Below are 20,811 nucleotides of genomic sequence, written 5' to 3' on the forward strand. Positions count from 1 at the left end.
CTAGAAATTCAATTGCTTTAACTTTGAACTCTTTTGTGTAGATACTTCTGACCATTGCTACTCCTTGTTGATGAGATTATATCTCTTAAACAAGGTGTACGGCTAATCGAGGAGGGATCAAGCTGTGCTTATCCCATTACAATTAAATAAGCATTACAAAATCGTGAACGAAAATATTATTATGTTTAAATAATTTCTCATTGAAATAATCAAATCGTTATTTTCAGCATAGGGGGATAAATACTAACTCGTATGATAATGAAAGAGGAACCGCCTCACAGCTAATCCTGTCTAACCAGAGCCTGCAGGCGCTCTTGAGCTTGCAAGTGACCTTGCGCAGCAGCCTTTCGGAGCCACTTTATTGCTTCCATGCTATTTTGAGGAAGACTCACTCCATCATGATAAAGTGCAGCAAGCACATATTGAGCTTGGGGCAATCCTTGACTAGCAGCTAAATGAAACCATTTCAGAGCTTTTGTGTGATTTCGAATCACCCCTTTGCCGTTAAGAAAGCCCATACCTATATTATATTGAGCCACAGCATCTCCTTGTTTCGCGGCCAGACGAAACCATTTCATCGCTTGAAAATCATCCTGTTGAACATTGCTCCCCGTTGCGTACATTAATCCAAGTGTTCGTTGAGCCATGAGATCGCCATGTTTGCCTGCTTTACGAAACCACTTAACTGCTTCCGTATCATTTTGCCGAACCCCCTTGCCTGTGACATACATAACTGCAAGATTATATTGGGCTATGGCATCTTCTTTCTCAGCTGCCTTGTGAAGCCATTTAAAAGCTTCGACATAATTTTGTTGCCCATTTTCAGCAGTGGAATATAGGATGCCAAGACTACGTTCAGCCTCTGGAAATCCTTGTGCGGCTGCTTTATGAATCCACTTGATTGCTTCCCTATCGTTTTGCTGAGTACCCATACCTTTTTGATACATGACACCAAGATTTAATTGTGACACGGCATCATTTTGAAGAGCGGCTTTACGAAACCATTGCATAGCCTTGCCATTATCCTGAGGGACCCCTTTGCCTGCAGCATACATCAAGCCAAGGTTGCGCTGGGCCATGGCTTCGCCTTGTTTCGCTGCCTTGCAAAACCATTTTACAGCTTCAGAGTCATTTTGTGTTACTCTTTTGCCAATCACATAATCTACACCCCGATTATTCCAGGCTGATGGGCTTTTATACCCTATTATCACATTTTCTATGGGCTCTTTAATGACATTCACTATCCCAGAATAACTTCCCACACCAATAATAATTGCGGCTAAAACTAAGATGACAAGACGTAAACGCATACTAAACTAATCCTTGTTAGAGTCGTTAATAAAAACTAAAATGAGTCTCCAACCTCATAATAAGTTATTCTGTTGACTGAGCTCTATTATGACAAAAAGGAATTATGCTATTAAAGATTGGGCATGTAAAAATTTTATGACAAAATAGTAAAAATAGATGAGCAAGAATAAGAATAGGAATCCCATGAACGATATCACGTCATTTAAAATAAAAAAAATAGTCCTTCTTAAAATTATTTTTGCGGTAATTTTTTATCGGTGCAAATGACTTGTAAACAGCCGAGTGTTTCAACCGCCGATAATCGCCTTACCAGTACGGCACGCCGTACCATACGTTGCACGCCGAGTGCTAAAGCCACCGTAACGACAGCAGGCAAGCCTTCAGGAATTGCAGCCACTGCAAGACTGACTGAACTCATGAACAAACTGAAGATAGGGATGTTACGTAAGAGACCTAAGCCAAAAATGGCAATGATAATGAAAAAGCAAAGCCACAATAGACGAGAACCCACTTGATTGAGTTTTTTCTGCAAAGGCGTTTCATCACGAGACGCTTCACCCAGCATTTTGGCAATGTGCCCCATTTCCGTTTGCATACCAGTCGCCACGACAAGCGCGCGACCTGTGCCATCGGCTATAGAGGTGCCCATAAACACCATGTTTTTACGATCGGCTAGAGGCGTTTCTTTAGCACAAATCTCTAGGTTTTTCGCGACTGGTATCGATTCTCCGGTGAGTGGTGCTTCATTGACTTTAAGCGCTGATAATTCAAAAAGGCGAGCATCGGAAGCGATTAAATCACCGCTTTCAAATAGAAGAATATCTCCTGGTACGATATCAGAAGCAGCTATCACCCTCACGCGGCCATCTCGCAACACGGTGGCTTTAGGAGCGGCCATTTGTTGAAGAGCAAGCATGGCGCGATCGGCACGATATTCTAAAACAAATCCAATGATGGCATTTAAAATGACAATGGCCAAAATGGCAATGGCATCGGCTTTTTCATCCAACAAAAAAGACACAACAACAGCACCTAAAAGCACCCAGGTGACCACACTTCCAAATTGCTGCAAAAAAATGAGGAAAGGAGACGTTTTTTTCTGTTGACTCAGCAGGTTGAGTCCCACTTCTTTTAACCGCTGTTGTGCTTCTTTCTCAGATAGTCCTAAAGATAAGTCAGTTTCAAACAACAATGCCATATCTGCAGGTGATTTTTCGTGCCACTGTTCTGCCATAACAGCCATCCTTTGCATTCACTCACCCATTAGTCGGTGAGCACCATTTTACCCCATTTTTTTAGTATCTAAGCGCTCTTATTACAAAAAATCGGCATCTTTCATATTTACTCTTTACTCTTTGAAATCCAATAAAAAGATTTTAGTGTTAGCGACCACCGCCACCATGCCCTACATGGCCTTGAGCGACATGCTCTTCCAGACTTTCAGTATTTTTACCGGTAGTGCCACTATTCATACAAGCAGTAAGTATCAAGCAACATGCCAAAACCATCCAATGACTTGGTTTCATAATGTATTTTCATCCTTGATTTTAAAATGAAATAATTACAATATAGGCTCTTTTCTGATAAAAGACAAAGTAGCGCTATGCTTTTGACAACGTCTTTTGCGTCTTACGTTAATTCAAAGACTTAGTTTGTGAAAGCATCTCTACTAATTGATGGAACATACGACATCAACCTCGTTCTCCCAATCCAACAGCTCGGTAAGATTACGTTATTCATCATCCTCATTTTTTTGATAAATGACCTACCGTTTTCTCTTTCCCCTTCACTACTGTCCTTAATCAAATCTACTAATTTTTTTATAGCACTCATGAAGGCTTCCAAATCAATGAAAAATCCCACAATGGTGACCCAAAATAAGTCTACTTATCAAATATTCATAATGCAAACTCGTCTAAGCAATTAAATAATCCCTATGCTATTTAGCAATCCATGATATCATTCTATTAACTGATTGAGGTGTATAGTCAACCCACAAGGACTATAAGAAAAATATCTCATAACCATTTGATTGTCTTGGAGACCGGAGTATCTTGATAAAATTGGCCACCCTCTTAATGAGCTTATTATTAATCAATTTATATCATTCTATCGCTACAGCATCCAATGCCCATTATCATTCTGTGAAAAATCATGCCACCCAGATTTTGAAATCAACGAATAACTCTACCATACGATTATCCATTCAAGAGATAATTGATAAAAAGAACCAGAAACTGATATTAATCAAGCTAATAGACATGAAAAACAATAAACCAGTCACCTCCAACGACTTGATTGAAGCGCATACACAAAAGATTCATTTGTTGATTATTGATGACAGTCTCACAGACTACAGCCATGTCCATCCAGTCGAAACAGCTACCCCTGGTGTCTATCAATTTGAATGGCAACCAACTTTTGAAAAAGCCTCCTATCGGGCATGGGCCGATTTATTACCAACCAATACCAAAACTCAAGAATACGTAATTGCTGATTTTCCATTGACAAAAACCATGAAAAAAACAGAAAATCATATAGACCGGCACCCATTCTCTGAAAGTACTGTCGATGGTTACACTTTCAAATTGTCTTTTGATAAAACACCATTACATGCGAGTAAACCAGCCATGGGGAAAATTGATATTACTGATGCTAAAGGAAAATCAGTTCATACCTTAGAGCCGATTATGGGAGCTTATGCTCATATTGTTGGTTTTAATGAAGATTTTAAAACGGTAATCCATGTTCATCCCATGGGCAAAGAACCAATAAAAACTTCTGAGAGAGGAGGGCCTGAATTGCAATTTCATGTGGAACCTAATAAAGCTGGCTTTATTAAACTGTTTGCCCAAGTACAAATTAATGGAAAAACTCTGTTCGTCCCCTTCGGAGTCACAGTAAACAGATAGCTTGCTCAATCCTTTCCCACACGGGTGATAAGAAACACTTTGATAACAATTTGTCCTCCTCCGAACATGGGATCCTAGTTCTCTGCACCCAATTCTTTAGGGACAATGAAAAATTATTTAGAAGGGCATGATCGGATCTATTTTAGGAAGTAATTGTAGAAAGAGTGGGGAACATATCCCCCATAAGAGAGTATGCCTTGAAAAAAGAACAGAATAAACAAAGCATCTGTTCTCCAAAGTTGAATTTTTATTGGAACTAATCATAAAAGTTCATAAACAAATTAGAAAGGAAAAGGAGGTAACTGATTCCTATCTCTAAGCCAGAACGGATGATGCCACTCTTCATAGATGGAAACGGGCATTTTGCTTTGCTTAAATTCATCAAAAGATAAGTCGCAAAGAAACCATTTAAGGAATTCCGCGCAAGTTTCCGGACTTATTAATTGACCGGACTGATAAGCCTCATCAAACATTTTATGTAAATGAAATGAAATCGTTTCTCTTAAAATTTTTTGAATTCTTGTATCCACTTCTCCTGGAATAACACAAGACACACCAATATTTTTCTCTTCTAACTCTTTTCTCACAATAGCAGTTACTTCATCCAAACCCGCTTTACTGGCACAGTATGTTGAACTTTCTTTAAGTTTCAGAGTGGCAGCTCTTGATGTAACAAATAAAATCCGAGACTTCTCAGGCATCTGCGCGGCAAGTAGTGCCGTAAGTTTCATTGGAGCTAATAAATTAACCTGAAAAACTTCGTCAATACTGTCACAATCGTATTCGGTCAACGGACGTGGAGGACTTTTCATTCCTGCATTTTGAACTAAAAGATGAAGCGGTATTCCAGATTCATTAATAATTTTAGCAACCTGTTCGATATCACTATTGTGAGTAAAATTCGATTGAATGGGAACAAAACAAGGAAATAGCGCTTTAGTATCCTCTAAGCTGCTCACATCCCTTCCTGTTCCATAGACAACCCAGCCATCACCTAAAAGAATTTTAGCGAGTTCAAGACCAATTCCATGGCTGGCTCCGGTCACTAATGCAGCCTTATTATTGTTGATGTTCGTCATGAAGCATTCCTTGAAACTTAAGTTACTTTCGTGCGGTATGGTAATCAAAGTTGGCGAAAGTTAAAAGGTTATTCCTAATTCATGTGTTACTAATTGAGTTAATTCTGGAATACTCGCCTTGACTTGAATAATAGTAGGTAAAACCTGAAGCACCTGCTCAATACCAATGTCCTGCTGCTCTTTATCAGAACTAAAAGAACGGTTTATATTATATACTAGCCAATTGATCCAATTGCCAAGAACACCATAAAAAGCAGCTTCCAAATGATCCTGATTTATTGTTATTCCAGAAGACGCATATGTTTTTAGCATTTTTATAAATAAAGTTTTATTAAACAGCGGAGTAGTAATTCCACTCCAATCAAGAGCACCTACTAAGAAAAAACTAAAATTTTAAAAAAATCGATAATCAACGTCTATTTTTCAATAATACATATACAGAAAAGTACTCTATAATTAACAAATAAATGGAGACTAATCGAAAGGAAAAATTTTATGCTTAGAGATATCGTTCTATTTTTTGCGGGATTTGAATTTTTTCATACGATGGCACACGTCTTTTTTGCATTTTTAGTTCCGTTAGACCTTAAATTTATGACTCTGACTCCCACTTTAAATACTTGGTCAATTGTTATCAATGCCCTGATTACTCTAGCTCTTCTTTGGTGGGCAAAACGATTACGAAGTAAGTAGTTATCTATCAAAACCCAATTAGGAAGAAAAATGAATAATATTAAATATGGATTTGGAAAAAAGACATTGTATTCATTTGATGATGCAATTAAAAAGGTTACCGACGAACTACAAAAAGAGGGATTTGGAGTTCTTACAAATATTGATGTGTCAGCAACCCTGATTAGAAAAAGAACCATCTATTGGTTTGCTTCTACCCTGTAATGTAGTTGTACCCCAAGATAATACAGGCATAGTGTATATTGAATTCATGGATCCGCAAGCGGTATTAGAATTGGTCAGCAATCCTGAAATTAATCAGATCGCTAGTGAAGTCAGGAAACGACTGGAGAGGGTATTAAACGCATTATAATTACTCATCTACGGTTAAGATTTTAACATACGAAGACCACTTGCAATAACAATAAGCTCACTGATTTCATGAGCTAAAACTGCTATCGGCAACGTAAAATAACCTGTTACTGCCCCGACAACAAGAGAGCCAATTACAATAATAGAAAGTCCCAAATTTTGTAAAATTATATTCCAAGTTCGACGACTAAATTCGATAAGATAAGGTAATTTTAATAAATTATCCCCCATTAAGGCTACATCCGCAGTTTCTAATGCGACACCGGTTCCGACAGCACCCATAGCAACTTCTACATGAGCTGCTGCGAGTGCTGGAGCATCATTTACTCCATCACCAACCATCATTACCTTACCGTAACGTCTTTCCAGTTCTTCAACTTTTCTTGTCTTATCTTCTGGTGATAAATCAGAGAATACTTCATCTACACCCGCTTGTTCGCCAATTGACGTGGCAGTTAACAAATTATCTCCTGTGAGCATAACCACACGTTCAATACCCATCGATTTTAGGTTAGATAACCATATGCCTGGCTGTTGGTCTTAGAGGATCGGCAAATGCAATTAAACCGAGGATTCCCTTATCAGTTCCTAATAATACGACTGTCTTTCCAGCAGCCTGTAATTTGTTTATTTCATGAGTTAAAGTTTCTATCAATAGACCAATATCATTATAAAGAACTGGAAGGATGGATTAAAAATGAGTTACTGCCAACTAACGGATCGTATTCCGAAGTGCTAGGTCAATTAATGAAGTTTAAATGATACTCCATGTAAAAAAATAGCAAGCATGATAAGAAAACTCACTAAGGAAATAATAAAAGATAATTTTTGCTTATTTTTTTGAAAATAAATCATAAGACTGAATAAAATAATGAGAAAAACAACAAACATGCCTAATACCCAAGCATTTATTATCACTTTTATTCCTAATTCTAGTCGTTATAATAATCATGCTCATGCTGAGCGTTTCCACCCGAACCTTTATTATGGCCACTTTCAGAATGTGCTCCAGAAGCAGGTTGTGTTTGAGTGCATGAAGTTAATCCAAATCCTGAAATAAGAATACCTATCAGTAAGAACATCTTAAATCTTGGCATAGTCATTACATCTCCATATATAATCATAAAAAAAATTCACCTTACTACATTGGAAAATAAAATACCTCATATACTAACATAATAAATACCCACTTTGATGAGGGTAAAAATCAATTATTTTACTTCATTAATAATTACAATAAGATTAAAACATTTAGTTTTGTAATGGATTTATGCTAATGAGCCATCAAATACCAAAATTGACTCATTTCCATCCTTTACTTTAAAAATATCTTAGACTTACGTTATTTTATTAACTACTTTCTTGATTAATCATCTGGAGACATATACAACAATCGCAAACCATTAGCCACTACGATTAAACTCGCTCCCATGTCTGCAAAAACTGCCATCCATAACGTTGCATACCCTACAAGAGCTAAAATAAAGAAAATGCCTTTAATCGCAATAGATAAACTGATGTTTTGATAAAGAGTACGTGCCGTCTTACGACTTAAATCAACATAAAAGGGAAGTCTTGCTAGATTGTCATTCATTAGGGCAACGTCAGCAGTTTCTAAGGCAGTATCTGTTCCTTTCCCCATCGCAAAACTCACGGTAGCTTTTGCCAATGCAGGGGCATCATTAATTCCATCTCCTACCATCCCAACGCTATGATAGTGTTCTAAAAGACGATTAATCGCTTGCAGTTTTTCCGCAGGCAATATATTTGCATTTACTTCATCAATACCTACTTTTTTAGCAATAGCCTGAGCCGTTACCGCATTGTCTCCCGTTAACATCGCGGTTTTTATGCCCCGTTCATGGAGTTGTGCAATCGCCTGTTGGCTTGTAACACGTAACGTATCAGCTACTGCAAAAATAGCCAAAACCGTCATAGCATTACTTAATATTACGGTCGTTTTACCTTCTTCCTCCAAGCGCTTCAGCTCTTGTTCGACAAAATGATTGCATACCTGATTGTCTTCAGCTAACTGATGATTGCCTACAAAATAGAGTTCTTGACCCACCAATCCTTTTACTCCTCGTCCAGGAAGTGCTGAAAATTGTTCAATTTCAAGTAAAGCGTTTTGGGGTTGTTCCTGTTGCCAGTACTGTACTAAGGCATTAGCGACTGGATGCTCCGAGTGACTATCAAGGCTTGCAGCTAACAATAACAAACTCTCCTTAGTTCGATTTTCATCCCAAGCTATGAAGTCAGTTACAACTGGCTTTCCTTCCGTTAAAGTACCTGTCTTATCTAAAGCAATTAACCTCAGTCGATGACCAACCTCTAAGTAGCTTCCTCCTTTAATAAGAAGCCCTTGTTTTGCTGCCGCTGCAAGGCCACTTACAACAGTCACGGGTGTTGAAATCACTAAAGCGCAAGGGCAAGCAATAACTAATAAAGTCAGTGACTTATAAAGAGAATCATAAAAAGGATAACCAAATGCTAAAGGTGGAATTAATGCAACAAAAAAAGCCATCAATACCATAATTGGAGTGTAATATTTAGAAAATTGATCAACAAATCGTTGCGTTGGGGCTCGATCCGCTTGCGCTTGCTCTATCGCTTTACCAATTTTAGCAAGCAATGTATCGCCTGACGCTTTACTGACCTGCACTTCAAACGCGCCGTGCTCATTTAATGTTCCTGCAAAAACCAAATCGCCTACTTTTTTTGTTATTGGCATTGATTCACCAGTAATCGGCGCTTGATTGACCGTGCTCTGACCTGAAATAACAACACCATCCAGAGGAATACGCTCTCCAGGTTTTACTCTAAAAACAGCACCAGGCACCACTTTTTCAATGGCCAAGGTTTGCCATTGACCATCGTCCTGTTTCACCGAAGCTACCTCAGGGGCAATTTGCATTAAGCTTCGAATCGCAAGACGTGCTTTATCTAAGGAGTAGCGCTCGATACGTTCAGCCAATGCAAATAAAACAGTCACCATTGCCGCTTCAGGCCACTCTCCAATAAGAACAGCCCCTGCTATCGCAATGAACATCAAGCTATTGATATTCATTGTTTTAGTCCCTAAGGCAAGCCACCCTTTTTTAAAGGTAGAAGGCCCACTAAGACCAATAGCCAACAAAGCTGGAAGAATAGTCCAAATGGATTGTTCCGTAGCCAAAAAATAAGCTGCCAGCTCAGAAAATAGGGCAAGAAAACCTGCTAGTCCAATAATTTTCCAGGAAAAATCCAACGATAATTGTTTTCTTTGTGGTATAGGTAAAGTGCTTTCCAGCGTTCGAACACTCATTCCCAACGCCTCAATGCGTTTTTGCAATTCTTCACTTGAAGCCAACCGGTGATGAATAGTAACTTCTTCAGCAATAAAATTAAAATCCAACTGCTTCACTTCAGGAATATCCTGTAACTGCTTTCTGATTAGTTGCTCTTCCGCTGGACAATCAAGTCCTGCAACAAAAAATTTGGTTTCATTTAAAGGTACTGTCATTTGGTTTTCCGCATTGTCCGTAAAATATAACCCTTGTAATGAATGAAGCATCACAAGAACATCGTCTGATACACATCACTCTGTGATCTCTTGCTTAAGACCTTGCTTCTTGCGCCGCTCATGAAATATATAATACAACCCTGGCAATACCAGTAATGTCAGAAACGTGGAAGAAATAATTCCACCAATAACCACAGTGGCCAGAGGTCTTTGTACCTCAGAGCCTGTACCCGTAGCTAATGCCATGGGGACAAACCCTAATGATGCGACCAGTGCCGTCATTAATACTGGACGAAGACGAGCAAGAGAGCCTTGCAACACTGCATCCTTTAAATAGTATTTCTTCTGTTCGCGTAGCTTATTGATGAACGTAATCATCACCAAACCATTTAAAACAGCGACCCCTGACAAAGCAATAAATCCTACTCCTGCTGAAATTGAAAGTGGAATGCCTCGTAACCATAAAGCAAAAACGCCTCCAGTCAAAGCCAAGGGGATACCAGAAAATACTAGCAATGCATTACGTGCGTTCCCAAAACTCATAAATAAGAGTAGAAAAATACCCAATAAAGTTATGGGCACCACAATCTGCAGTCGTTGCGATGCAGATTGCAGCTGCTCAAATTGGCCACCCCAGGTTATCCAATAACCACTAGGTACCTTAACCTTTTGCTCAACACGCTGCTTTGCTTCATTCACAAAAGAGCTTAAATCTCTGTTCCTCACATTTGCAGTCACGACTACACGACGTTTACCCACTTCACGACTGATTTGATTGGGACTTTCGCTTCGTACCATTTTGGCAACTTCACTCAATGGAATAAAATGACGCTCTCCGTCTTTTGCAAGAGGCAGCGGAATAAACACTTGCCTTAAAACAGTAGGGCTTAAACGCAATGCTTCAGGCAGGCGCACGATTAAATCAAATCGCTTGTCACCCTCAAACAATTCTCCGCCTTTTTTCCCGCCGGTAGCAATGACTATGGCGTCTTGAACATTACCAATTTGTAGACCGTAACGAGCCAATGCATCACGATTGATTTCTATGGTCAGAAGCGGCAATCCACTGACTTGTTCGACTTTCACATCAGAAGCACCCGGTACTTTTTTAAGCTCTGCACTAATTGCATCCGCAGTCTTTAATAAAGTAGGCATATCATCACCGAACACCTTCACTGCGACATCGCTTCGAACTCCTGAAATTAATTCATTAAAGCGCATTTGAATGGGCTGGGTAAATTCATAATTATTTCCTGGAATTTGTTTCACAGCCTGCTCAATTTCTTGTACAAGTTGTTGTTTGCTTTTCTTAGGATTAGGCCATTCGTTACGTGGTTTGAGCATAATAAATGTATCAGCCACATTAGGCGGCATGGGATCAGTAGCAACTTCTGCGGTCCCCAATTTGGCAAATACACGTTTTACTTCAGGAAATTGCCGCACACGTTTTTCAACTAAATCTTGCATGGCAATGGCCTGAGTTAAACTGGTTCCAGGAATACGCATCGCATGCATAGCAATATCCCCCTCATCAAGACTAGGAATAAATTCCCCACCTAAACGAAATGCAAGAATAAGACTTATAATAACCAGAACAACTGCTGCTCCAATCACTTGCCTCCGTGCATGAAAGCACCGTCTTAATACTTTGGCATAACTTAAAGAAAGGATGTGAACTAATCGGTTTTCTTTTTCTTGTATGCGTCCTCGTAAAAAAATAGCAACAGCAGCTGGTACAAAGGTTAAGGCAAACAGCATGGATGCCAAAAGTGCAATAATGACGGTTTCTGCCATGGGCAAAAACATTTTTCCTTCAACACCTGTTAAGGTTAAAATAGGCAAATAAACCACAGTAATAATAAAAACACCAAAAATACTAGGTCGAATCACTTCAGTGGTAGCATAAGCAATGGTCTTTAAACGCTCTTCAAGGTTTAAAATTCGCTGTAGAGCATGCTGTTGCTCTCCTAAATGCTTGATGCAATTTTCAACAATAATAACCGCTCCATCGACAATCAAACCAAAATCAAGTGCACCTAAACTCATTAAGTTGGCACTGATTTGATTAGTCACCATACCAGTGATAGTCAGCAGCATGGATAATGGAATGACCATCGCCGTAATGAGCGCGGCGCGAACGTTTCCCAGAAAGAGAAATAAGATAACGCATACCAATAAAGCACCCTCAAGTAAATTCTTCTTCACAGTATTAATGGTGGCATTAACAAGCAATGTCCGGTTATACACCGTGACCGCTTCGACTCCCTCGGGTAATGATTTATTAATTTCCTTCATTTTTGCAGCAACGCGTTGAGACACGGTACGACTGTTCTCACCCATTAGCATAAATACCGTTCCTAAAACGACCTCATCACCATTTTCCGTTGCAGCACCCGTTCTTAGCTCCTTGCCAAGAGCCACCTCTGCTACATCACGAATTCGAACAGGAGTTCCTTCAAAGTTTGCCACCACAATGTTTTCTATGTCGGCGATATTCTTTACTTGACCGGGTACACGAATAAGATTTTGCTCACCATTTCGTTCAATATAACCTGCTCCAACATTGGAGTTATTGCGTTCAAGCGCTTCAACGACATTATTTAAGCTCAGACCATAACGCACTAATTTGGTTGGATCGGGGGTAATATGAAATTGTTTTTCATATCCACCAATGGTATTAACTTCTGCCACCCCTTCTACATTGCGTAATTGGGGTTTAATTATCCAATCTTGAATAGTGCGTAACTCCATTGGGTTGTAGCGTTGACTTTTAGGTAGGTTTGATTTGTTAGTCACGGTATACATAAAAATCTCACCAAGTCCTGTTGAAATAGGACCTAATGTTGTTTCTGCTTCTGGTGGTAATTTATCTTTGACTTCCTGTAAGCGTTCGTTAATAAGCTGTCGTGCAAAATAAATATTCGTTCCATCTTTAAAAACCACAGTCACTTGCGATAGGCCATAGCGCGATAAAGAACGGGTATAGTCAAGATTAGGCAGACCACTCATGGCCAATTCAATAGGAAACGTAATACGTTGCTCCACCTCAAAAGGCGAGTAACCTGAGGCTTGTGTGTTGATTTGTACTTGCACATTGGTGATATCAGGGACTGCATCAATGGGAAGGCGTTGAAAATTGTAAACACCAAGCACTGCGATAATAAATGTAAACAAAAGAACAAACCAACGGTGTTTTAAAGAAAAACGTATGATTTTTTCAAGCATCACTATTCCTTAGTGGTCATGGCTTGCGCCTTCTTTGCCTATTTCTGCTTTGATATAAAAACTGTTTTTGCTCACATAGCGCTGCCCCGCATCCAATCCCGAAATCACTTCTGCCCATTGCTCGTCTTTTTCACCCAGATTAACTGGAGTGGCTTCAAAATAATCGCCTTGCTGAACAAAAACCACGTCTTGTTCACCCATTTGTTGGAGTGCCGAAAGAAGTACTGCAACTGGGGCTATTTTCTCTTTAATCACGATGGCACCATTCACATACATACCAGGAAGCCAGATGCGAGTGTCATTATTAAGAACAGCACGTGCCAGTGTGGTTTGACTGTCCTCAACCCCTAAGGGTGAAATGTAGCTAATGGTACTTACTGATTTGGGCTTTCCTTCATCCCCAGTCACAATGACTTCCATACCCGGCTTTACTAAAGGTGCATCCTTGCGATATAAGGTAAAATCAGCCCAAACAGTAACTAAATTGGCTACCTCAAAAATAGGTTTGGTGTTTTGGGCAAATTCACCATTGGTTGCATATTTTTGTACTATCGTTCCCGTTATGGGTGACCTTATTTCGTAATTTTGCAAACTCTCATTACTTTCAATCGTTGCCAACACATCCCCTTTTGTCACTTCATCGCCTAAATTTTTATTCATTGCTTTAATAATTCCCGAATAACGTGCATAAATAGGTGCTGAAGTATCACGATTGGTGACGATTTTACCTACAGCATTTAATTGCGTTTTTATCGTTTGTTCTTGGGCAACTGCTGTTTCTATCCCCGCTGCTTTAAGAACAGCAGGAGCAATTTTTACTCGACCTTCATACGTGGAGTAATGCCAACTCAATGGTTTTCCAAAACTATTTAATTGAATTGTTACATCAAAAGAATGAGGTTCTTCAATGATCTGGTTGCTTTGTAAAAAATTTTCCACAGGAATAAAAGTAATCTGCTCTTTTTTTCCACCAAATCGAGTGAGATTTACGATTAATTCTGCCTTTTGGGGCAAAATCATTTCCCCATTTTTATAAAGATACGCTCTAAAGTGAGGTGGCATACCTCGCTCAAAAATTAAAAACTCTAAGGCCAAATCGCCATCTTTAAACAAACGGCCTCCATGAGGTCCTTTTTCCATGGTCTCTTGATGATTATTTTCTTCTGTAGCATGAGTTATTTCTTCCGCCCAAAGCGAAAAAGAGCTCATTCCTAACAGGAAAACAGCAAGTTTTAGGAAGAAACCGATTGGTTTTAATAGATTCATTTACTCTCCTTGGTAGGATGAAGACCTAAAAGCCCTGTGAGTTGAATTAATGTTTTATGATAATCTGCATGTGCCTGTTGATAGTGTCGTTCCTCTTCATACAAAGCATTTAAGGCTGTAGATAATTCAATGTAGGTATAGCGTCCCATTTGATAGCCATCTTGAGCGAGTTTTATTGATTTACGAGCAAGGGGTAGCAAAGTACTGGTTACTAATTCTGCTTCATAATGATTTTGTTGGGCTTGTAAAAATACAGTATATGCTGTTTGACGTATATTGAGCTTTGTTCCCTGGTATTCATGCACAGTTTGCGTGAATTGCGCTTCCGCTGTCATGATTTTTCCTTGGTTGCGATCAAAAACAGGAACTTGTGCATAAGCTGACATCACCGCAGCATTGCTTCCATCATCAGAAAAATGACGAGCACCCAATTGAATGTTTAAATCGGGCCAAACGGATTTTTTAACTGCTGTAATGGTTGCTCGTTTGGCTTTTAGTTGTTGTTGCATTTGTATCAATTGCGGGCTTTGAGGTAATTTTTTTAAAAGCGCCGACCAATCTAATGTCACATCAGGCAATCCTTTATCAACTAACAGTTGCTCCACCCTTAATCCGACACCTAATAAACGTGCCAATTTAGCACGTTGTGACAGTGCATCACGTGCCGCTTTTTTTTCTTGAATGCGCGACTCACCTAATCGAATTTGAGCTAAACGTAAATCCAATTCAGCACCTGCGCCCGCTTTAACACGCCGCTCAATTGCTTTAACGATACTCTCATTGAGTGAAACAAGCTTTTTAGTTACCTGGTGCCATTGTCCGGCATACAATGCATCGACATATGCGCCACCAACAGCCATATAAATCACTGCTTTTTGGACTTGAATTTGTGCCAATGAGGCTAAATAATCTGCATAGCTGGCTTTTTTCAAATAAGATAAACGATTACCTAAAGGAATGGGTTGTGTCACTGATGCGGTAGTTTCTGCAGATTCGTAACTGGAATAACTGCCAGATCCGCCAAAATTCTCGGCAGTTAAGGTAAGTTGTGGATTAGGGTAAAGTCCGCTTTGTATAAAATACCCTCGCATGGCCTGAGCTTTATCTATTTCAGCTTGTAATTCCGGATTATTCCGATATGCAATTGCCAAAGCATCCTTGAAAGTAAATGAGGATGATGCCATAGCTTCATAAGTCATGAGGTTCATCCATGCAATAACTAAATAAAAATAAATACGCATCCCTTAACTTACCCTTAACTTGCAAATATACTTTTTTAGTTTAACTTTATTTAGGTGTTTTTACATGTTTAAATTGTAACTTCTCAATAACCCAGAGAATGAAGTCACCAAACAAATATTTAGGATACCTCTACTTATATTTAATGCCTATCTTAAAAAGACAATCATGATATCATTCTATTTACTGATCAAAATAAGTTGCATACAGAATATAACTATAAGAAATTATTTTAAAACCTATTGGTTTTCTTGGAGATGAAAATATTGTGAAGAAATTTGCCATCACTCTCTGGATTGTGAACTCACAGGGGTTAGGCCTAGCATAATGATTTATCCTGTTTGCCATTCGTCTGTATGAACGCTACGGTTTGATTGAGACACCACAACGTGCCCCGCCAATATCAAGAAGACGTCGTTGATTGCCTTCAACTTTGCCAAACTCAGATTGCATTAAAAGCGATCTTAATATTCAAATATAACATGATCCATCCACTCTCCATGTGGGTCATTAGAAATACCAAGCAACCAAGAAGCAGCAACAACCAACTCTTTGGATAGAACTAAAGCCTCTTCAGGTCCTGGGCTTCTCGTACCCTGCTCCCAATTCCCAATCCTGGCAGCGCCAAATCCTGTTCTCTCTGCCAATATCTTAATCGTCAACCCATTTGCTTTTCTAGCCTGCGTAATCCTACTACCTATAATTTTTTTCATGTTCATTTAAGTTCATTTGCTATCAAACGGAAATACCCCATTGACACTAAAAAGTGTCTATTTACAATGAGTTATCAGCAACACGTTTCGTGTTATTGATTGATACTAAATGAAATTATTTGATATTACAAGCACTGAATTTGGAACAGTGTTTTTTAGATGGATGAGAAAGGAAATGGGATTTTTGTTTGTTACCACTACCGAATTATCAGCGCTGATGGGATTGCCTTATATCCAGCAATCGGCCTATTTGCTAGGGATTCGGCCTTATATGGATAGGGAGACCTATCTGGTTGGAGTTAAACGGAAAATCAGTTATCAGCAACTGGCTGAGGCCTTGTATATTGAGCCTCATCAAGGCCTTGAACAATCCGGTAGTCCTAGTCGTCAACAACTGCGAAGAATTATCTACGCCCTGGAGAGAGCTGGTTTAATTAAGATTGAGTCTATAGGCATGAACCTGATTGTAAAATGCCTTTTAGCTGATACGGATATTTCTGTCCAAAATAAACCCGACACAAACCCGACACAGCAACCCGACACAAACCCGAACATAAAAAAGAATTGCAAATCATCAAGTTACGATGATTTTTCTAAAAAACCCAACACAGTTGAAAACATAAAACCCGACACACCTCATAACTCAGAAAATTTGTGTGTGTATGTGCGCGCCCAATTTCAAAAATTTTGGGAACTTTATCCACAGAAGCAGGATGAGACTAGAGCATTCCAGGAGTTTTATAAACTCAAACCCGATGAAACTCTGTTTAGGCAGATGATGGATGCACTGCATGCTCAAATTGAAAACCGTTTAGACCTGGAGCTCTGTGGTGAGTGGGTTCCTAAATGGAAATTTCCAGCCAATTGGCTCGCCCAACAATGCTGGAATGATGATCTTTTACCCGTAAGAAAACAGGAGCAAGGCCATGCAAACACTCAAACAAGTTTTAGAAAAAAATCAGCCGCAGATATTCTCGCTGAATCCTGCAAAGAATCCAGCTTCAGCATCAACTTTGAAGACGAACCCCAAACAGGAAACAACGTCATCCACTTCGACTCAACAAGAAGCGTATGACAAACGGGTGGATACTTTGTTCTTAAGATTTAATGCCATCTATGGTGCCTTATGGCTTTCTGCTTATAACAATGAAAAAGCCCTTGAAGCAGCCAAGCTGGAATGGGCTGACAGCATCAAAGAATTTGATAGCCAGGTATTAACCTTTGCGGTGGAAAAAATAAAAAGAACGCAACAACGCCCTCCCGTTATTCCTGTCTTTGTAGAACTTTGCATCAGCATTCAAAAAAGTATTAAGGCAAGAGAAGAAGCTCTGCGGGCTAAACCCGAAAACCATAAAAGAACCGACCCACAAATCGTTAAATCCCACATCAAAGAGATGATGGAAAAGCTAACCAGTCCCTCAGTTAAGGAGAAAAAATCATGCTGATCCTAGACCGCAAAATTGGTGAAGAAATCTATATCAATAAAGGCAAAATCAAAATCACTGTTCTTTATGAAAAAAATGGCCTGATAGGAATTGGTGTCAGAGCACCCAGCGAAATCGATATCGATCGCAAAGAAGTCTTTATCCGCAAATACATTCAAAAATTAGACCAAGAAAACAAGTCAAATCAAGGATAGGGATAGTTATGTTGAGAACAACCATTATTGGCCTTTTAGCCCTAAGCAGCCTGCAAATACAAGCTGCTAATATCACCCAGGTTGGACGTTATGCTACCGTGAATAATCAACCCCTGGCAGCACAGATAAATCCGCTTAAAACAGTCCAGCAGATTCATTTCCCAAGCTCAGTTCAAACGATAGGTGAAGCGGTTGAGTATTGGCTTCGTTATTCAGGTTACCATCTTGCTCCCCAGAATAAGCAAAACGAAAGCCTTAAACAAATCTTCCAACAACCCCTACCCCAAGTCACCAGAAACCTTGGTCCTTTAGCTATAGCCGACGGGCTCACGGTATTGGTTGGGAAAACCCTGTTTAGCCTCAAGCAGGATGAGCTCTTAAGAGAAATCAATTTCAGTCTTAATGCAAGGAGAGCACAATGAAGAAATTTCTGGATGCCAAATGGCTTGGCCTGGTTGTTTTAAATGTTCTGGTGATTGTGTTTGTGTGTGTAAAACACCAATCTTCATCCATCAATAATAACAATCTGAATGGTCTGGAACAAAAACTTATAACTATTCAATCGCAATTAAATAAACCTAACCAACAACCCGACCTTTCTCCTATTACTGACAATATCAAACAGCTTGGGGATTTCATCCAACAAATTCAAAACAAAGACGACCATCAATTAGGTGATCTTTTTTCAACCCAACAAGCTGCTATTAAAAACCAGCTTGATGGCATTAGAGAATTGTTGAAGCATTTAGATAGCCAAAAGCAGCCTATTAAAATGCTGCCAGCAAGCGAACTTCCTTTTAGAGTTTTAAGCATAGACAGTGTACAGGAAGTTTCAGTCGCATCGGTTGCTTACGATTATAAAATCCAAGCCCTAGAGAAAGGGGATTCCCTAGCCAGATGGAAAATCCTAGATATCAATTTTGCCAAGCAAACTATCGAATTTGAGAACGCAGATAAAGCCCATGTCCTGATCCATTTGACCCAACAAGAGGTGGACAATGAATAAATTGTCTGCCATCGCTCTAAGCCTGTTATTAGGCCAGCAAGCAATCGCGGGTTTGTATATCCCTGGCATTGCCACCTCGCCCATACAGCAAGCCAACAATGCCCTAGCAAAAGCAGGTCTTGCAGAATTTCATGATGAAGTCATCGAGGAAAAGGATTTCCAACTTAATGATGATCAAAGGCAAGAAGCGAAAGTCTGGGGATTGAATGAAAAGGAAGAAAAACGCTATCTGCAATTAATGCAAAGTAGAAGCGGTGTGTATTATAATAACTTACGCATGACACCTATTGATATCCTTGGACTTAACGCCAGAGATGATGAGGAACGTGAACATTTTGCCAGCCTTGCTGCTCGCCAGGAAGCGCAAAAGGTGGCGCAAAATATTGCTTGGAACAATGCATTTTACAAAGCCTATAACGAACTATTTAAAGATGTACCTGTGGTTGGTGATTTTGATCCCTCCCCTTACTCACCCTATGCTCATCAACCTATTCAACTAAAAGAGGGTGAAACACTCTACTTATTTATAAGAGCCGACGATGCCGTTACTACCATCGTACTACAACTGATTGACGCAATTAACCGCACTCCCAATACAAAACTTAACTTGCTATTTCTGGATATGGACAGTAACGCCATACAGCTATGGGCGAATCGACATCAAATCCCCATTCAATTAGTGACCAGTCAGCAAATCACGTTAACCCCTGGCAACGAACAATTTGAAGGCTTAACGCTTACCAAGAAACAAACCCCATTGCTGTTAATAGCCAACGGTAAAACCTCGCAAGTCGTCGATTTAGGGAGATTTTAATGATTAGGATTATGCTCTTACTCTTGGTCACGTTGAATGTTCATAGCATGAACGTTATCCCTTTAACCCTGTCACAAAGTGATACGTCATTAAAATTAAATCTATCTAGCCCTATAGGCGTACCAGCTAAAAGCAAAGCTACCGCAGGCAAAGTCAACCGAAAAACATTAGATACAACGTTATTAAACATGCCCTTGTTTGTCATAGGTGCAGATAAAGCATCCATTCAATGGTTAGAGCAGCATCAGGAAGAATTAAAATCCATGCAGGCCACCGGTTTCATTACTAATGTCAATGACTTTGAAACCATTGTCGCTTTGCAAGAAAAATTCAAATTACCGTTACTGCCTGTCAATGTTGACCCATTGCTTACATACCTTCACGAACAACATTACCCCTTAATCATTGCTGAGAGGGCTGTATGGCAGTAAAGCAATATTCAAGACAACTGACCATGCAATTAACCATAGTGCTATTTTTAGGTTGGTTAGCGATAATTATCTGGGCATTAAGTCAATGGCTACTGCATGGCTACCCCCTCGCTTTTGAAAAAGTGAATCTCCTTGTAAACACTCAAAGAGAAGCCATTACTCCTGTTTATCAAGGCTCGCTTCTGGCAGTCCTTCCTTTAAATGCCAAACCAGATTGGGCATTAGCCATTCCTTACTTAAACAAATTGGCCATTAATGATCTTGCCAAGGATTTAATCGAAAAATCACAACAATTCTTGCAAATCCTTTTATTAAGCAGCCAGTGCCTTTTAATCAAACTCATTATCTTATTCGCTGCCCTGCCCTTATTTGCTTTAACCATGATTGCAGGTCTGGTTGACGGCCTAAATCAAAGAGCGATACGCACTGCTTGTTTAGGCCGTGAATCCTCTTATGTGTTTCACAGGCTTAATCACTATTTAAAAAAGGGTCTTGTGATTTTACTTATGCTGTGGCTTGCCCTGCCCGTCAGCATCACCCCTGCTTATGTTTTTGTTCCTATCAGTTTATTGATGGGGTTAATGGTAGCGATGACGGCCAGCCGTTTTAAGAAGTATTTATAGGGAGAAA

Annotated in this window: 18 protein-coding genes and 3 pseudogenes; 10 read left to right on the forward strand and 11 right to left on the reverse strand. The window is 39.5% G+C overall.

Annotated elements, in window-relative coordinates:
- Nucleotides 1–281: 281 nt before the first annotated feature.
- The 3 genes and pseudogenes from ELY11_RS08205 to ELY11_RS12505 form a co-directional block, all read right to left on the reverse strand.
- Nucleotides 282–1,310, reverse strand: coding sequence for a tetratricopeptide repeat protein (locus tag ELY11_RS08205; RefSeq protein ID WP_127033041.1), 1,029 nt, complete (start codon nt 1,308–1,310; stop codon nt 282–284).
- A 251-nt stretch (nt 1,311–1,561) separates the two neighbouring features.
- Nucleotides 1,562–2,545, reverse strand: a pseudogene (locus ELY11_RS08210) (cation-translocating P-type ATPase); the annotation flags it as partial.
- Between the two features lie 148 nt (nt 2,546–2,693).
- On the reverse strand, nt 2,694–2,837 hold the full coding sequence (locus ELY11_RS12505) for a hypothetical protein (RefSeq protein ID WP_021436950.1): 144 nt from the start codon (nt 2,835–2,837) through the stop codon (nt 2,694–2,696).
- 528 nt (nt 2,838–3,365) lie between these two features.
- On the opposite strand from ELY11_RS12505, the gene ELY11_RS08215 reads away from it, so the two are divergent.
- Nucleotides 3,366–4,223, forward strand: a complete 858-nt coding sequence (locus ELY11_RS08215) for a hypothetical protein (protein WP_199741519.1) — start codon at nt 3,366–3,368, stop codon at nt 4,221–4,223.
- A gap of 281 nt (nt 4,224–4,504) precedes the next feature.
- Here ELY11_RS08215 and ELY11_RS08220 read toward each other — a convergent pair whose 3' ends face one another.
- Both ELY11_RS08220 and ELY11_RS08225 read right to left on the reverse strand, forming a co-directional pair.
- The gene (locus tag ELY11_RS08220; RefSeq protein WP_127033045.1) at nt 4,505–5,302 is read right to left on the reverse strand and encodes an SDR family oxidoreductase; all 798 of its coding nucleotides are present in this window, start codon (nt 5,300–5,302) and stop codon (nt 4,505–4,507) included.
- A 60-nt stretch (nt 5,303–5,362) separates the two neighbouring features.
- Nucleotides 5,363–5,671: pseudogene (locus ELY11_RS08225) on the reverse strand (acetyltransferase); the annotation flags it as partial.
- Between the two features lie 354 nt (nt 5,672–6,025).
- On the opposite strand from ELY11_RS08225, the pseudogene ELY11_RS12735 reads away from it, so the two are divergent.
- Nucleotides 6,026–6,347 (forward strand): annotated as a pseudogene (locus ELY11_RS12735) (DUF302 domain-containing protein).
- Nucleotides 6,348–6,361: 14 nt separating this feature from the next.
- On the opposite strand, the gene ELY11_RS08240 reads toward ELY11_RS12735, so the two are convergent.
- The 6 genes from ELY11_RS08240 to ELY11_RS08265 form a co-directional block, all read right to left on the reverse strand.
- Nucleotides 6,362–6,847 (reverse strand): HAD-IC family P-type ATPase, encoded by a 486-nt coding sequence (locus ELY11_RS08240; RefSeq protein WP_233579765.1) that lies wholly within the window; start codon nt 6,845–6,847, stop codon nt 6,362–6,364.
- An 865-nt stretch (nt 6,848–7,712) separates the two neighbouring features.
- Nucleotides 7,713–9,848 carry a heavy metal translocating P-type ATPase gene (locus tag ELY11_RS08245; protein ID WP_199741524.1) on the reverse strand — a complete coding sequence of 712 codons (2,136 nt, stop codon included), beginning with the start codon at nt 9,846–9,848 and terminating at the stop codon, nt 7,713–7,715.
- 75 nt (nt 9,849–9,923) lie between these two features.
- Nucleotides 9,924–13,073 (reverse strand): efflux RND transporter permease subunit, encoded by a 3,150-nt coding sequence (locus ELY11_RS08250; RefSeq protein ID WP_199741520.1) that lies wholly within the window; start codon nt 13,071–13,073, stop codon nt 9,924–9,926.
- A 9-nt stretch (nt 13,074–13,082) separates the two neighbouring features.
- The gene (locus ELY11_RS08255) at nt 13,083–14,339 is read right to left on the reverse strand and encodes an efflux RND transporter periplasmic adaptor subunit (RefSeq protein WP_061504345.1); all 1,257 of its coding nucleotides are present in this window, start codon (nt 14,337–14,339) and stop codon (nt 13,083–13,085) included.
- Nucleotides 14,336–15,580, reverse strand: coding sequence for a TolC family protein (locus ELY11_RS08260; protein WP_127033052.1), 1,245 nt, complete (start codon nt 15,578–15,580; stop codon nt 14,336–14,338). Before ELY11_RS08260 ends, ELY11_RS08255 begins: the two co-directional genes overlap by 4 nt.
- Nucleotides 15,581–16,042: 462 nt before the next feature.
- A complete protein-coding gene (locus ELY11_RS08265; protein ID WP_011215153.1) occupies nt 16,043–16,297 on the reverse strand; it encodes a helix-turn-helix domain-containing protein in 255 nt (84 codons plus the stop codon).
- A gap of 169 nt (nt 16,298–16,466) precedes the next feature.
- On the opposite strand from ELY11_RS08265, the gene ELY11_RS08270 reads away from it, so the two are divergent.
- From ELY11_RS08270 to ELY11_RS08305, 8 genes are read left to right on the forward strand one after another with little or no spacing between them, the layout of a single operon-like run.
- A complete protein-coding gene (locus ELY11_RS08270; RefSeq protein WP_199741525.1) occupies nt 16,467–17,366 on the forward strand; it encodes a hypothetical protein in 900 nt (299 codons plus the stop codon).
- 7 nt (nt 17,367–17,373) lie between these two features.
- Nucleotides 17,374–17,736, forward strand: coding sequence for a hypothetical protein (locus ELY11_RS08275; RefSeq protein WP_229293904.1), 363 nt, complete (start codon nt 17,374–17,376; stop codon nt 17,734–17,736).
- Nucleotides 17,730–17,930 (forward strand): carbon storage regulator, encoded by a 201-nt coding sequence (locus tag ELY11_RS08280; protein ID WP_010946738.1) that lies wholly within the window; start codon nt 17,730–17,732, stop codon nt 17,928–17,930. Before ELY11_RS08275 ends, ELY11_RS08280 begins: the two co-directional genes overlap by 7 nt.
- Nucleotides 17,931–17,938: 8 nt before the next feature.
- Nucleotides 17,939–18,352 (forward strand): PFGI-1 class ICE element type IV pilus protein PilL2, encoded by a 414-nt coding sequence (gene pilL2, locus ELY11_RS08285; protein ID WP_127033054.1) that lies wholly within the window; start codon nt 17,939–17,941, stop codon nt 18,350–18,352.
- On the forward strand, nt 18,349–18,936 hold the full coding sequence (locus ELY11_RS08290) for a hypothetical protein (RefSeq protein ID WP_127033056.1): 588 nt from the start codon (nt 18,349–18,351) through the stop codon (nt 18,934–18,936). The genes pilL2 and ELY11_RS08290 overlap by 4 nt, the downstream gene beginning before the upstream one ends.
- Entirely contained in the window at nt 18,929–19,750 is an 822-nt protein-coding gene (locus tag ELY11_RS08295) for a TIGR03759 family integrating conjugative element protein (RefSeq protein ID WP_127033058.1), read from the forward strand. Before ELY11_RS08290 ends, ELY11_RS08295 begins: the two co-directional genes overlap by 8 nt.
- Nucleotides 19,750–20,181, forward strand: coding sequence for an integrating conjugative element protein (locus ELY11_RS08300; protein ID WP_127033060.1), 432 nt, complete (start codon nt 19,750–19,752; stop codon nt 20,179–20,181). Before ELY11_RS08295 ends, ELY11_RS08300 begins: the two co-directional genes overlap by 1 nt.
- Nucleotides 20,172–20,804, forward strand: a complete 633-nt coding sequence (locus ELY11_RS08305) for a TIGR03747 family integrating conjugative element membrane protein (RefSeq protein ID WP_127033062.1) — start codon at nt 20,172–20,174, stop codon at nt 20,802–20,804. The genes ELY11_RS08300 and ELY11_RS08305 overlap by 10 nt, the downstream gene beginning before the upstream one ends.
- Nucleotides 20,805–20,811 lie beyond the last annotated feature (7 nt).

It is taken from the genome of Legionella septentrionalis, assembly GCF_003989745.1.
GTDB lineage: Bacteria > Pseudomonadota > Gammaproteobacteria > Legionellales > Legionellaceae > Legionella_A > Legionella_A septentrionalis.